A 12,831-nucleotide genomic window follows, 5' to 3' on the forward strand; every position below is an offset into this window, starting at 1 on the left:
CAGCCATGATGCAAGACGTCAACCGCTTGCCTGCGAACGAAACCCCATGCCTGCCGCACCCTCCGCTTCGCCCTCGTCGCTATCCATCACCCTGCGCATTCTCTCGATCGTCTTCTACACCTTCATAGCCTTTATCTGCATCGGCCTGCCGATCGCGGTATTGCCCGGCCATGTCCACGATGTGCTCGGCTACAGCGCCGTGGTAGCCGGGCTGGTCATCGGTATCCAGTACCTGTCCACCCTGCTCAGCCGGCCCATGGCCGGGCGCCTGGCGGACAGCCTGGGGACGCGGCGGTCCATCGCCTACGGTCTGATCGGCATTGCCCTGGCCGGCCTGCTGACCTGGGCGTCGGCGCTGGTGGTCAACCTGCCGCTGCTGAGCCTGATGCTGTTGCTGGTGGGTCGGGTGCTGCTGGGGGTGGCCCAGGGGCTGATCGGCGTCGGTACCCTGAGCTGGGGCATCGGCCAGGTCGGCGCCGAGCACACGGCACGGGTGATCAGCTGGAACGGCATCGCCTCCTACGGTGCCATTGCCATCGGCGCACCGGTCGGGGTGTTCATCGCCGGCGAGAGCGGTTTCTGGAGCATCGGCCTGGCATTGACCGTGCTGGCGCTGATCGCCTTGCTGGTGATCCGCAGCCAGCCTTCGCTGCCGGTCGTGCGTGGCGAGCGCCTGCCGTTCTGGGCCGCCTTCGGCCGTGTCGCACCGTGCGGCCTGGCCCTGACCCTGGCGTCGATCGGCTACGGCACCCTGACGACCTTCGTCACCCTCTTCTATCTGGAGCGCGGCTGGAGCGGCGCAGCCTGGTGCCTGAGCGCATTTGGCGTGTGCTTCATCTGCGCGCGGTTGCTGTTCGTCAACGCGGTCAACCAATGGGGCGGCTACCGCGTGGCTATCGCCTGCATGACCGTCGAGACCCTGGGCCTTGCGCTGCTCTGGCTGGCTCCCTCGCCGGTGCTGGCCCTGGTTGGCGCCGGCCTGACCGGCTTCGGCCTGTCGCTGGTGTATCCGGCCTTGGGGGTAGAGGCGATCCGGCAAGTGCCGACCACCAGTCGCGGCGCCGGGCTTGGCGCCTACGCTGTGTTCTTCGACCTGGCCCTGGCGATCGCCGGGCCGGTGATGGGATTCGTCGCCGCCCATTTGGGCTATGCCTGGATCTTCTGCGTGGCGGCGCTGCTCTCGCTGTTCGGCGTGGCGCTGGTGACGCTGCTGTTGCGCCGCTCAGTTACCGGCGGTATGTAGGCCGGCGCGAGCGGAAACGCCCAAGGCCTTGTTGAAGAAGTGCGAGGCCTCCGACTGCAGCGACAGGTGGATGCCAAGGCGATCGACACCTTCGGCATCGGTGCACAGGGCGGGCATCCGCGCCCGCTGCACCTCATCGCAAGGTGACATGAAGACGAAATGTCCCGCACCTTCCAGGCGGCGGTAGTTGGGCGTCACCGGCAGCTTGCGCGCCAGGGCCTCGGCGTTCTTGTCCACGGCCAGCAACTGGTCATGATCGCCACTGTAGATCAGCGAAGGCACCTTGACGTCCGCCAGCGCCTGGCGCCCGAAGCTCAGGCTCAGCGGGGCCATCAACAGCAATGCGCGAATCCGCGGGTCGGCTTCGGGGAGCAGGTCGTCGCGATCGGCGATCAGCTCACCCTGCCGGGTGCAGGCATCGGCATCCTGCGGACGCTCCTGGCAGTAACGCCGCAGGCGCTGCAGGTCGGGGCGTGCTCCGGAAAGGATCAAGGCGGTCTCGGCGCCGGCCGAATAGCCGATCATGCCCACCTGGTCGGGGCTGACCTCGGAAGCCAGCAGCGGATCGTCGAGGGCGGCAGTGATCGCCGCGCTGATCTGCAAAGGACGGCCATAGAGATTGCTCAAGGTGCCGAGACGGCTGTGGTCCTTGTTGTTATCGCCGGGATGCACCGCAGCGACCACCACGAAGCCGCGCCGCGCCAGGGCACTGGCCAGGTCGTGCAGGGCCATGGGCGTGCCGGTATTGCCGTGGGACAGCGCCAGCAGCGGGAAGCGCCCCATCACCACCGGCCCCTCGGCCGCCACGTTGAGCCGATAGCCATCGATACGCCGTACATGGGGCTGGCCGCTGGAGGGATAGAACGCCAGCACCTGCATTGGCTGGCCGTCCAGCGGATCGGGCACCGTCATGCGATGCAGGCCGACACTCCAGTGCTGCGCCGGTTCGGCCTGCACCAGCAGGCTGCACCCAAGCAGCGAAAGCACCAGCAACGTCCGCAGAACCTGCATTTTCGTTTCACCTTGATCCAAACGGCGATGGCCCGCTCCATGCCAAGCATAGAGCGGGCCAAAACGCAGCGTATGAAAGCTGGATGAAACTCCTGACAGCAGGATCAGGCGGCAGCGAACAGCTCGTTGGCAATCTGTGCCTGGGCCGCCTGGATTGCGCTGTTGCGCGGCTCCTCGCCATAGGCCAGGCCGTGGGCGCGGACGAACTCGACATCGGTGATGCCGATGAAGCCGAGGAGCACCTTGAGGAATTCTTCATGGCCGACACCGGTAGGCTGGCCAACATGCAGGCCACCGGCAGTGGACACCACGATCACCTTTTTGTTACCGCACAGGCCTTCAGGGCCGGCTTCGGTATAGCGGAAGGTCTTGCCGGCGACGGCGATGCGGTCGATCCAGGCTTTCAGCTGGCTGGGGATGCTGAAGTTGTACATCGGCGCACCGATGACCACGGCGTCGGCATCCAGGAACTCCTGCAGGGTATCGGCGCTCAGCTTGGCTTCATGGGCCAGGGCGGCGTCACGGGCCTCTTCCGGGGTACCGGCGGCCAGCAGGGTTGCCGAAGAGAAGTGGCTGATGGCGTCGGCAGCGAGGTCGCGGTAGATCACCTCGACACCCGGCTCGGCGGCCTGCCAGGCCTGGACCACTTGCTGGCTCAGCTGGCGCGAAGCCGAGTTGTCGCCGAGGATGCTGGAATCGATATGCAAGAGCTTCATGGGATTCTCCCTGATGTGAGGACCGCGGGTCAGCGGTGACGATGGAGTGAATCCTACCGGCATGATCAATGAGTGATAAGATGGCGAATTCGCGCCAGTTCGTCCCACCAATGGAACAATCATGCAAGACCTCAATGACCTGTTCTACTTCGCCCGCGTTGTCGAAGCCGGTGGCTTCGCCGCCGCCGGACGCCAGTTGGGCATTCCCAAGTCGCGCCTGTCGCGGCGCATCGCCGAGCTGGAAGAGCGTCTCGGCACTCGACTACTGCAACGCACCACCCGCCAGCTCAAGCTGACTGCCGTGGGCGAGCGCTACCTGCGGCATTGCCAGGCCATGCTGCTTGAGGCGGAAATGGCCGACGAGGCGGTGGCCAGCATGACCAGCGAACCCCGTGGACGCTTGCGGGTATCGAGCCCGGTCGGCCTGGCCCATGCCTTCCTGCCGGACGTCATCACGCGCTTTCTGGCCTTGTATCCGCAGGTGCAACTGGAGATGGTCCTGGTCAATCGTCGTGTCGACCTGATCAACGAGGGCATCGACGTTGCGCTGCGCGTCCGTGATGTCGGGGACGAAGACCCCGCCCTGGTCACCCGCCGCCTCAACCGGGCACAGATGCAACTGGTGGCATCGCCGGATTTCGCCCGCGCGCACCCGCTCGGGCATCCGTCCGAGCTGGCCGGGCTTCCCGTCCTGGGCGCAGTGGAGGCCGATCGCTTGGTGCACCTGCGCCTGCTCGATGGCAACGGCAAGCGCGAAGAGCTGGCCCTGGAAGCGCGCCTGGCCATCGACGACTTCGTCGTGCGCAAGGCCGCCGCCCTGGCCGGCCTCGGTTTCACCGCCCTGCCCCTGCTGCACTGCGAGCAAGAGCTGGCCCGGGGCGAACTGGTCAATCTGCTGCCGGACTGGTCGATGCCCAGCGGGTTCCTGCAGGCGGTCTACCCTCATCGACGCGGTGTGCTGCCAGCGGTGCGGGCCTGGATCGATCACCTGGTGGCGTCCTTCGAGGAATGTGGAGAGCGTTATGTCTGAGCGGCAGTTGAACGAAGAACAGGTTGCAGCCTTCTGCCTGGGCTTGCCGGGTGCCCGGGAAGACTACAAATGGGGCGGCGTACGAGTGTTCTCCGTCGCCGGCAACAAGATGTTCGCGGTCATGGACCTGGCGGGCGCGGGATTGTCGTTCAAGGTCGACAAGGACCTGTTCGTGGGTTACGTGGATATGCCCGGGGTCAGGCCGGCGCCGTATCTGGCACGAGCGCACTGGATCAGTGTGGCCTGGCCTTATGCCTTGGGAAGGGAAACACTGGAGGATCTGTTGACCCGCTCGCACCAGTTGGTGGTGAGCAAACTGCCGAAGGCGCTGCGGGCTGGGCTTACCCGGGACCTGTAGGAGCGCGGCTCAGAAAATGTGCTTCCACTGCCCGAGAAACAGCCAGTCCACCCAAATCGCCTGGTGGATCAGCACAATCATCCAGAACACCAACTGGTAGGAAAGCTTGCGCGTCTTGTGCCGCCAGGCCTGCTGTCCGACCAGCGCCCCTGGCCAGCCGCCGAGGAATTCGAGCAGATGCAGCACCTTCTCCGGGATCCGCTGCCCCTGCGCCAGTGCCTGGCGCTTGTCATGCCAGTAGAGCCCGGCACAGACCAGGCTCGCCAGCAGATAGGCCAGCGCCGGCAGCCAGAACTGCCCCGCCAGCCCCACCTTGAGTGCTCCGCCCACGGGCAGCAGGCAGAGCACCACGAAGGCGGCCAGTTTCAGGCGCGGGTAGCGCATCACCCCTGGGCCACCGACCAATCGACCCAGCCGAATACCCAGGTCGCCAGGATCAGCAAGCCAAAGCCGATGCGATACCAGGCGAACGCAGCGTAACTGTGGCTAGCGATGAATTTGAGCAGGCCGCGCACGGCGATCATGGCGAAGATGAACGAGACCACGAAACCGATGGCGAAGACCATGAAATCATCCGGCTGGAACAGGTGCCGGTATTTGTAGCCCGAATACACGGCGGCGCCGACCATGGTTGGCATGGCCAGGAAGAACGAGAACTCGGTGGCTGCCTTGCGCGACAGGCCGAACAGCAGGCCGCCGATGATGGTCGAGCCGGAACGGGAGGTTCCCGGGATCATCGCCAGGCACTGGGCGCAGCCGATCTTCAGGGCGTCGGTCCAGCGCATGTCGTCGACTTCCTCGACGCGGATCACATGCTCGCGGCGCTCGGCCCAGAGCATGATCACCCCGCCCACCACCAGTGCCACGGCCACGGTGATCGGGTTGAACAGGTAATGATGGATCAAGTCGGCAAAGGCGACGCCGAGGATCACCGCCGGGAAGAAGGCGATCAGCAGGTTGGCGGTAAAGCGCTGGGCCTGGCGCTGCTTCGGCAGGCCGACCACCACATCGAGGATCTTGCGCCGGAATTCCCACACCACCGCGAGGATCGCCCCGAGCTGGATGATGATGTTGAAGGCCATCGCCCGTTCACCACCGAAGTCGATCAGGTCGGCCACGACGATCTGGTGGCCAGTGCTGGAGATCGGCAAAAACTCTGTCAGACCCTCGACGATGCCGAGAATCACTGCCTGCATGGCGGTCCAAAAATCCATCATTCCCCCGTGAGGCGATGCTCGCGGCATGCCCCTTTGTAGTATTCGTTGCTTGGTTTAGAGACCCAGACTCGCCGAGCGCCGTAGAAAAAAGCCGGCGCACCCTTCAGTTTTGGCCCGCAAAGGCCGAGATCCTATCAGACCCGTCGGATAAACGCTGCCCGGTCGTACGCAACGGAGCCTGCCGAATCAACGACTTATCCATTGGTCGAGTAGGTAGAAGCGGCAAAGCGTGCTTGGATGCTCGTGACAATAACAAGAACTCGAGGCCACTTTTATGAAGACTTTACGCGGTATGTCGATCAGCCGGCGCCTGTGGCTCATCCTGGTGCTGGCCGTAGCGATGCTGGTGACCCTCGGCTTGCTCATGCTCAACCAGATCCACACCGACCTGTACAAGGCCAAGGCCGAGAAAACCCGCCACGTGGTGGAAACTGCCGCCGGCATCCTGGCTTATTACCAGGGCCTGGAAAGCGCCGGGACCCTCAGCCGCGAAGCAGCCCAGCAACACGCCATGAATGCCGTGCGCGGGTTGCGCTACGACCAGAACGACTACTTCTGGATCAATGACCTGGGCCCCAGGATGATCATGCACCCGACCAATCCCAAGCTCGAGGGCCAGGACCTGTCGGCGATTCGCGATCCGGACGGCTTCGCCCTGTTCAACGAGATGGTGGCGCTGGCCAAGGCCAAGGGCGCCGGCAGCATCGATTACCGCTGGCCCAAGCCCGGCGCCAGCGAGCCGGTGGAAAAAACCTCCTATATCCAGCTGTTCCAGCCTTGGGGCTGGGTCATTGGCTCGGGCATCTATATCGACGACATGCAGGCCGAGTTCTACCGCCAGTTGCGCGACGCCTCGCTGGTTGGCATCGGCATCGCGGTGATCCTCGCCCTGCTGGTGATCATGATTGCCCGCAGCATCGTCCGGCCCCTGCGCGAAGCCGAGGACGCCATGGCCACCATCGCCAGTGGCGAAGCCGACCTGACCCGCCGGCTCGACACCCACGGCAACGACGAAATCACCCGCCTCGGCCAGCATTTCAACGCCTTTACCGGGCAACTGCAGCAGGTGGTCAGCCGCCTGCGCGAGGCCGCCCATGAACTGGACGGCTCCGCCGGTGCCGTCGGCAGTACCGCCGAGCAGACCCGCCAGTGCAGCGAACAGCAATCGCAGCAGATGGAACAGGTGGCCACGGCAATCAATGAAGTCAGCTATGCGGTGCAGGATGTCGCCAAGCATGCCGAACAGGCCTCCGGCGAGACCAGCGCCGCCCAGGACTGCGCTCGCCAGGGCCAACAGAGCATCCAGGGCAGCCTGCGCAAGATCGACGAACTCTCGAGCACCATCGACGAAGCGGTCCAGGTGATCCAGGCCCTGGCCGGCCAGAGCACGCGGATCGGCAGCGTACTGGAGGTGATCCGCTCCATCGCCGAGCAGACCAACCTGCTGGCGCTCAACGCCGCCATCGAGGCGGCCCGGGCCGGGGAACAGGGCCGCGGCTTCGCCGTGGTCGCCGACGAGGTACGCCTGCTGGCCCAGCGCACCCAGCAGTCCACCGCCGAGATCCAGGCGATGATCGAACACCTGCAAGGCCAGTCGGAAGCAGCGGTCAAGGCCATCGACGCCAGCAGCCAGGTTTCCCGCGAGACCGTCGCGCAAGCCAGTGAAGCCGGGGCCAGCCTGGATGCAATCAGCCAGGCGCTGCATAACCTCACCGCACTCAATGCCTCGATCGCCAGCGCTACCCTGCAGCAATCCCATGTGGTGGAAGACATCAACCGCAGCGTCACCGAAACCGCAGGGCTGTCCCGCGAGACCACCCTCGCCGCCCAGCACTCGAGCGAGTCGGGACGTGCGCTGAATCGGCTGAGTGCGCATCTGGAGAATGTGCTGGGGCAGTTCCGGGTGTGAAAAAAACCGCCGGCGCACCCACGAAAATGCCCCTGTCGGCAGCGGGTGCCGACAGGGGCATGATTGGCCGGTCTATTTTCCGGCGTCGGACGGCAGGGGGTTGCACATGAACTGCAAACGCAGCGAAGCCTCATGGGAAATGTAAGGCCGTGCCGGCTCGAGGTTCCAGTACTCCTTGAAGGGTACACCCACCACATGGCAACCGAATTGCCTGCGCATGGAACCTGGATTGATATGTTCGGTCCAGCGCGGATCGTTCTTGAACATCTCGTACAGCTCGCTGTAGGCCCGGTCGGTCTGGTCAGGGCCCATGCGGCGTGCGCACTCCGTCGGCTTGACCTGCAGCGACCAGATCAGCCCGTAGCCCGGCTCGTCACGCTGGACCCAGGTGGCGCTCTCGATGTACTTCTGACAGTAACCCGCCTGCGCTGCGGCCGTTGCCGCCCCCTGAGCCTGCGCTGCCGCGGCTGCCGCCGCCTGAGCCTGGGCCGCCGAATTCACGGCATTTTGCGCGGCCTCCATTTGCGCTGCGGCCATGGCAGCCTGCTCGGACTGGGTCATCGCGAGCGCCAGTGTCGTCTGCAGCAGCAAGGGCAATGCCGCCACCAGTACCCATCCATTAATGCGTCTGTTCATCATCCTGTCTCCGGAGCTATTGAATAACTGATCCGACGCAACAACGACTGGACAGCCACAACTCGACGTCGCAATCACAACCTGCGCGCAACGGTCGGCAGGCGAAACTGACAGAAATATCAGGTCAGGCGCACAGCCGACCGCAGACCCATGAAAATGCCCCTGCCGGCAGCGGGTGCTGGCAGGGGCATGGCAGGCCGGTCTATTTACCGGCGTCGGACGGCAACGGGTTGCAGATGTACGGTAAGTTCAGCGAAGCCTCACTGGAAACGTAGGGCCGTGCCGGCTCGAGGTTCCACTCTTCCTTGTCCGGTACGCCGACGCGATGGCAGACGAATTGCCGGCGCATGGAGCCAGGGTTGATATTCTCGGTCCAGCGCGGGTCGGTCTTGAACATCTCGTACAGTTCGCGATACGCGCGGTCGGTCTGGTCAGGTCCCATCCGGCGTGCGCACTCCGTCGGCTTGACCTGCAACGACCAGATCAGCCCGTAGCCCGGCTCGTTACGTTGTACCCAGGTGGCACTTTCGATGTACTTCCTGCAGTAGCCCGCCTCGGTCTGCGCCTGCGCCGCAGCGGCAGCCGCCGCCTGGGCCTGGGCTGCTGCAGTTTGCGCTGCCACGGCACTTTGCGCGGCCTGGGCCTGGGCTGCCGCCAGCGCGGCCTGCTGAGCCTGGGTCATCTGGCCACTCTGCGCAGCTGCCTGTATCGCCTGGGCCGACTGGGCAGCAGTTTGCGCCGCCTGGGCAGCAGCGGCGGCAGACTGGGCGAAGGTCGCCGCCTGGGCGGCGGCCTGAGCAGCAACCTGCGCAGGTGATTGCCCGGAAACCTGCGGATATTGACCGGAAGATTGCGGCGTCGGCCCCGAGGACTGTGGAAGCTGACCGGAAGATTGCCCCGCCTGGGCAGCCGCAAGGGCTTGCGCTGCCTGGGCCGCAGCCTGTGCCTGTTGCGCCGCCTGGGCCGCCTGTTGTGCGGCCTGCGCCGCCTGGGCCGCAGATTGCGCCGGTGTCAGTACTGGCGAGCCGGGTACACCAAAGCCCGGGCTGGAGGGTTTGCCAGGCCGGCAGAAGCCCGCCGTCTTGCTGTAGCCCGGGAAAGCCATCTGCTGACCATCGCACAGGAACTGTACTTGTCCGCCCTGATACTTGGGCAATATCACCTGGACGACCGGCCGATAGTTGCCCGTGACCCGGAAGTAATCAGCCTGGTTCTTGAGTGCATCCGCGCGCCCGGCGGGGTCGGTGTACATGAACGCTGTGATGTTGGGCGGCTGGTCGTTCGACCTCAATATCTCGTTGGCCATCAGAAATTCGCGGCCGCCGGTAAGCTTGTAGGCGTCGATGAAGTCGCCGAAGGCTTCGGCCCGCCCTGCCTTGCCCCGGGCTTTGGACATGTCGAACGAGCATTGCATCTGGTACGGTTGCGGCCCCCAGGCGCCGTCCGGGGTCTGGTTGCGCCGGAATTGGTCCCACCAGGCCTGGCCGCTATTGACACCGACATTCTGGCAATGGGTTTCGGTCATCGAGGTTTGCGGGCTATCGCCGCAGCCTCGATCAGTGCGGTCATAGGTCCAGCCGTCCTTGGGGTAGGCGCACTGCGTATAGGAAATCGGCTGACCCGCGCAAACATTGGCGTTTGGCGCGATGATGTAGCCGTTATTGGTGTACACGGCGAGGTCGGCGAAGTTGATGTCGGCACGAATATACGAATACGAGTCAGTGCCCCGCTGCTTGCTGCGCGGGCTCGACTCCCAAACGTTCCAGGCCTCGCCTTTCGCCGGGTCGGCACGGGTGGTCCCGCGCAACGTCACTCCCGAACAGCTGTCGGCGGCCTCGCCGTCAGGACATATGCGCGGTGTGTAGCGGTACATCTCCTGAAGAAACTTCACGGTTTCCGCACAAGTCTCCGCCCGCGCCACGGTCCATGGCAGCAGCAAGGGTAGCGTCGATAACAACAGGGCTTTTCTGGCAGTCGCTCGCATGGCAAGGGTCTCCTTCGCATGCTGGATTAAAGGTCCCAGGCGAAAAGGAAAACGACAAACCACTGACCCACGCCACAGAGCGAAGCCTGACAGAAAGCATTCGGATGGATAACTGACAAAAATGTCAGTCCTGCCTACCGGCAAGCGCTGTCAGAAAAGCCTCATGCAGGTACAATCCGCCCCTCTTTTCCGCTTGTAACAAGGAGCGCCGATGTCCGGCCTCGAATGGCTCGCCGTGGCCTTCAGCGCTTTCTCCGTGTGGCTTACCGTGAAACAGAACCTCTGGTGCTGGCCGGTCGGCCTGGTGGGCGTGTTGCTGTTCGGCTGGCTGCTGCGCGACAACCATCTGTATTCGCAAATGGCCCTGCAAGGCGTTTATGCCGTGCTGCAGGTCTATGGCTGGTGGCAGTGGACGCGCCCGGACAGCGTGCGCGAGGCGCGCAAGGTCACCCTGCTGGCGCCGGCGCAGGTCCGCCTTGGCCTGCTGGCGGGCCTGCTGATGAGTGCCGCTCTCGGTGCCGCCATGAGCACCTGGACCGATGGCCAACAGCCTTGGATCGACGCCACCATCACCGGCTTCAGCCTGGTGGCGCAGTGGTGGATGGCGCAAAAGCGCGTGCAGTGCTGGGCGCTGTGGATCGTGGTCGACCTGGTCAGCGTCGGCCTTTTCCTCTGGCAGGGCCTGTACCTCGCCGCCGGGCTCTACGCCCTGTTCACCCTGCTGGCGATCCAGGGTCTGCGCGAATGGCGGCGGGATCCGGCCCTGGTAGCCGCAGCATGAAGGTCCTGGTACTGACCGGCCCTGAATCCAGTGGCAAAAGCTGGCTGGGCGCGGAAATCCAGGCGCATTTCGGCGGTGAACTGGTGGGTGAGTATGTCCGTCACTTCATCGATGAGCAGCAGCGCGATACCTGCTACGCCGACATCGCTACCATCGCCACCGCGCAACTGGCCTGGGAGGATGCCGCCCGCCGTCGCCAGCCGCCCCTGCTCATCCTCGATACCCACCTGCTGAGCAACATGCTGTGGAGCCGGGTACTGTTCCACGATTGCCCTGACTGGCTCGAACCGGCGCTGCTTTCACGCCGCTACGACCTGCACCTGCTGCTCAGCCCCGACGGCGTGCCGTGGATTGCCGACGGCCAGCGCAGCCAGCCGGCACTGGATGATCGAAGAACGTTCTTCGAAGACAGCCGCCGATGGCTGGAGCAGCACCGGCAACCCTTGCAGATCATCCGCGGCGATTGGGCTGGCCGCCGCGCCACGGTGCTGGCCGCAGTGCAACGCCTGCTCGACGACAGGCCGGCAGATTGCCCCACCGAGTGTTAACCGTCCGAAACAGTTCGCGCTAGCCCAGGCCACGGAATAGAGCCTGCCCGGCCCGAACGGGCAGTGTTGTAAATATGCTGATACACATCCCGCCCAAGCCGCTGCGAGCGGCCTTTTCCCTATCCTTACCGGGCCCATGCGGGCTGCCTGTTTCGTCGGCTTTACACCTGCCACCGGCGTAATTCCGTCACGTTCACGCAACCCGCTGATTCGCCTGGATAAACAAAAAGCGGCACGCCTTCTGCTCTCTCTCTCGCAACGCTAAAGGGCCAGCGAACAGAAGAAGGAACCGCCACCGTGGGGACTCACAATAAAAACCTGCTTCACCTCATGCTTGCCGGATGCGCGCTCGGCGCCTCCCTTCTGGCCGCACAGGCCCAGGCCGCCGGCAATGGCGTAGTGGTCCTGACCCGCGATGTGCATACCCGCCCCGCCATCCGCCAGGACCGCCCCGATCCCAGCCCGACCACCGTCAACCTCAACGCCTCCAAACGCATCGTCGGCCAGACCGATAACGAACTGAGCGACGGCGACTTCGCCAATGTCGCCAGTGGCTCGACGGTCAGCCGCATGCTGTTGCCGGACGCCGGCGGCGTGCGCGGGGTCAATGCGGTACCCGCCACGCTGCCGGGCATGGGCGGTGCCAACGGCCTTGGCGGTGGTGCGGCAGCGGGTGGCGGTGGCGCCGGGGCCGGCATCTCCAATCGGGTCGGCGGTGCCATCGGTGCCGGCCTGGCTCCCCTGCAGATGCTGACCGGAGGCAAATAGGATGGACGCCCGTGCGCTGTTCCTCGTGCTGTTCTGCTCCGCCAGCGCTTTGGGCGCCCCGCCGGTACAGGACAACGCCAACATCGACGGCAGCGCCCACGGCTACAAGGGCAACCTGTCGATCAACCAGGCCGCCGGCGACCAGCAACAGCAGGCCAACAGCCGGGCCATCGCCATCGGCCACGAAGCCCAGGCCAGCACCCATATCATCCAGCGCATCGACACCCCGGCCAGCCGCGCCGTGGACGCCAGCGCCACTATCGGCGGCAACGCCTTCGGCAACGGCAACGGCATCCTGGGCGTCAACCAGTCCGCCGGGGCCGGTACCCAACAGGCCAACGCGGTGCGCATCGCCATCAGCGCGGTACCGCAAAGCATCGATGACAGCGTCCTGCTCCAGCAGAACGTGGCGCTGTCCAACAGCTCCGATCCAGCCGGACAAGCCCCGGGCAGCCGCCAGGTCAGCACCAGCGACCAGGCGTTCGCCAACAGCCGCGGGGTGCTCCAGTTGAATCAGAGCGCAGGGGTGGGGAACCGAATGGCCAACACCCTGAGCGTACGGGTCGCAGATTGACCCGAAACCGGCAACACAACACTTAACAATCAAAAACGATAATGCGGAGAAACACC

Annotated in this window: 14 protein-coding genes; 8 read left to right on the forward strand and 6 right to left on the reverse strand. The window is 64.7% G+C overall.

All coding sequences use genetic code 11. The features are described 5' to 3' along the window. The first annotated feature begins 46 nt into the window (after window positions 1–46). Window positions 47–1,243, forward strand: a complete 1,197-nt coding sequence (locus ACPFMA_RS15035) for an MFS transporter (RefSeq protein ID WP_425928102.1) — start codon at window positions 47–49, stop codon at window positions 1,241–1,243. Here the strand turns inward: ACPFMA_RS15035 and ACPFMA_RS15040 are convergent. Both ACPFMA_RS15040 and ACPFMA_RS15045 read right to left on the reverse strand, forming a co-directional pair. After that, the gene (locus ACPFMA_RS15040; protein WP_009394837.1) at window positions 1,223–2,254 is read right to left on the reverse strand and encodes an alpha/beta hydrolase family protein; all 1,032 of its coding nucleotides are present in this window, start codon (window positions 2,252–2,254) and stop codon (window positions 1,223–1,225) included. The two genes, ACPFMA_RS15035 and ACPFMA_RS15040, sit on opposite strands and share 21 nt — an antisense overlap. Before the next feature lie 104 nt (window positions 2,255–2,358). Continuing rightward, on the reverse strand, window positions 2,359–2,970 hold the full coding sequence (locus ACPFMA_RS15045; RefSeq protein ID WP_425928103.1) for an FMN-dependent NADH-azoreductase: 612 nt from the start codon (window positions 2,968–2,970) through the stop codon (window positions 2,359–2,361). Window positions 2,971–3,091: 121 nt separating this feature from the next. Between ACPFMA_RS15045 and ACPFMA_RS15050 the strand changes: the two genes are divergently transcribed. Together ACPFMA_RS15050 and ACPFMA_RS15055 are read left to right on the forward strand one after the other, a co-directional pair. After that, window positions 3,092–4,000 carry a LysR substrate-binding domain-containing protein gene (locus tag ACPFMA_RS15050; protein ID WP_064304706.1) on the forward strand — a complete coding sequence of 303 codons (909 nt, stop codon included), beginning with the start codon at window positions 3,092–3,094 and terminating at the stop codon, window positions 3,998–4,000. Next, on the forward strand, window positions 3,993–4,358 hold the full coding sequence (locus ACPFMA_RS15055) for an MmcQ/YjbR family DNA-binding protein (RefSeq protein ID WP_425928104.1): 366 nt from the start codon (window positions 3,993–3,995) through the stop codon (window positions 4,356–4,358). The genes ACPFMA_RS15050 and ACPFMA_RS15055 overlap by 8 nt, the downstream gene beginning before the upstream one ends. 9 nt (window positions 4,359–4,367) lie before the next feature. On the opposite strand, the gene ACPFMA_RS15060 is transcribed toward ACPFMA_RS15055, so the two are convergent. Beyond that, window positions 4,368–4,742, reverse strand: a complete 375-nt coding sequence (locus ACPFMA_RS15060; RefSeq protein ID WP_064304708.1) for a DUF1294 domain-containing protein — start codon at window positions 4,740–4,742, stop codon at window positions 4,368–4,370. Continuing rightward, window positions 4,742–5,572 (reverse strand): undecaprenyl-diphosphate phosphatase, encoded by an 831-nt coding sequence (locus ACPFMA_RS15065; protein ID WP_420056375.1) that lies wholly within the window; start codon window positions 5,570–5,572, stop codon window positions 4,742–4,744. The genes ACPFMA_RS15060 and ACPFMA_RS15065 overlap by 1 nt, the downstream gene beginning before the upstream one ends. A 277-nt stretch (window positions 5,573–5,849) precedes the next feature. Between ACPFMA_RS15065 and ACPFMA_RS15070 the strand changes: the two genes are divergently transcribed. Continuing rightward, window positions 5,850–7,484, forward strand: coding sequence for a methyl-accepting chemotaxis protein (locus ACPFMA_RS15070; protein ID WP_064304710.1), 1,635 nt, complete (start codon window positions 5,850–5,852; stop codon window positions 7,482–7,484). Between the two features lie 72 nt (window positions 7,485–7,556). Here the strand turns inward: ACPFMA_RS15070 and ACPFMA_RS15075 are convergent, their stop codons facing one another. Then, window positions 7,557–8,120 carry a DUF2599 domain-containing protein gene (locus tag ACPFMA_RS15075; RefSeq protein WP_425928105.1) on the reverse strand — a complete coding sequence of 188 codons (564 nt, stop codon included), beginning with the start codon at window positions 8,118–8,120 and terminating at the stop codon, window positions 7,557–7,559. Window positions 8,121–8,322: 202 nt separating this feature from the next. Beyond that, a complete protein-coding gene (locus ACPFMA_RS15080) occupies window positions 8,323–10,104 on the reverse strand; it encodes a DUF2599 domain-containing protein (protein WP_425928106.1) in 1,782 nt (593 codons plus the stop codon). 211 nt (window positions 10,105–10,315) lie between these two features. Here ACPFMA_RS15080 and pnuC point away from each other — a divergent pair, with 211 nt between their 5' ends. The 4 genes from pnuC (at window position 10,316) to ACPFMA_RS15100 (ending at window position 12,775) form a co-directional block, all read left to right on the forward strand. Further along, window positions 10,316–10,885, forward strand: a complete 570-nt coding sequence (gene pnuC / locus ACPFMA_RS15085; RefSeq protein WP_425928107.1) for a nicotinamide riboside transporter PnuC — start codon at window positions 10,316–10,318, stop codon at window positions 10,883–10,885. Further along, window positions 10,882–11,433, forward strand: a complete 552-nt coding sequence (locus tag ACPFMA_RS15090; protein ID WP_425928108.1) for an AAA family ATPase — start codon at window positions 10,882–10,884, stop codon at window positions 11,431–11,433. Before pnuC ends, ACPFMA_RS15090 begins: the two co-directional genes overlap by 4 nt. 297 nt (window positions 11,434–11,730) lie before the next feature. Beyond that, window positions 11,731–12,201, forward strand: coding sequence for a hypothetical protein (locus ACPFMA_RS15095; RefSeq protein ID WP_425928109.1), 471 nt, complete (start codon window positions 11,731–11,733; stop codon window positions 12,199–12,201). Between the two features lies 1 nt (window position 12,202). Next, window positions 12,203–12,775 (forward strand): adhesin, encoded by a 573-nt coding sequence (locus ACPFMA_RS15100; protein WP_420056368.1) that lies wholly within the window; start codon window positions 12,203–12,205, stop codon window positions 12,773–12,775. Window positions 12,776–12,831 lie beyond the last annotated feature (56 nt).

Source organism: Pseudomonas sp. NyZ201 (assembly GCF_049860765.1).
Taxonomy (GTDB): Bacteria; Pseudomonadota; Gammaproteobacteria; order Pseudomonadales; family Pseudomonadaceae; genus Aquipseudomonas; species Aquipseudomonas bharatica.

Coding starts and splice junctions, on each gene's coding strand:
- ACPFMA_RS15070 (WP_064304710.1), top strand. CDS start 5,850: ATGAAGACTTTACGCGGTATGTCGATCAGCCGGCGCCTGTGGCTCATC.
- ACPFMA_RS15075 (WP_425928105.1), bottom strand. CDS start 8,120: ATGAACAGACGCATTAATGGATGGGTACTGGTGGCGGCATTGCCCTTG.
- ACPFMA_RS15065 (WP_420056375.1), bottom strand. CDS start 5,572: ATGGATTTTTGGACCGCCATGCAGGCAGTGATTCTCGGCATCGTCGAG.
- ACPFMA_RS15060 (WP_064304708.1), bottom strand. CDS start 4,742: ATGCGCTACCCGCGCCTGAAACTGGCCGCCTTCGTGGTGCTCTGCCTG.
- pnuC (WP_425928107.1), top strand. CDS start 10,316: ATGTCCGGCCTCGAATGGCTCGCCGTGGCCTTCAGCGCTTTCTCCGTG.
- ACPFMA_RS15035 (WP_425928102.1), top strand. CDS start 47: ATGCCTGCCGCACCCTCCGCTTCGCCCTCGTCGCTATCCATCACCCTG.
- ACPFMA_RS15055 (WP_425928104.1), top strand. CDS start 3,993: ATGTCTGAGCGGCAGTTGAACGAAGAACAGGTTGCAGCCTTCTGCCTG.
- ACPFMA_RS15080 (WP_425928106.1), bottom strand. CDS start 10,104: ATGCGAGCGACTGCCAGAAAAGCCCTGTTGTTATCGACGCTACCCTTG.
- ACPFMA_RS15040 (WP_009394837.1), bottom strand. CDS start 2,254: ATGCAGGTTCTGCGGACGTTGCTGGTGCTTTCGCTGCTTGGGTGCAGC.
- ACPFMA_RS15045 (WP_425928103.1), bottom strand. CDS start 2,970: ATGAAGCTCTTGCATATCGATTCCAGCATCCTCGGCGACAACTCGGCT.
- ACPFMA_RS15050 (WP_064304706.1), top strand. CDS start 3,092: ATGCAAGACCTCAATGACCTGTTCTACTTCGCCCGCGTTGTCGAAGCC.
- ACPFMA_RS15090 (WP_425928108.1), top strand. CDS start 10,882: ATGAAGGTCCTGGTACTGACCGGCCCTGAATCCAGTGGCAAAAGCTGG.
- ACPFMA_RS15100 (WP_420056368.1), top strand. CDS start 12,203: ATGGACGCCCGTGCGCTGTTCCTCGTGCTGTTCTGCTCCGCCAGCGCT.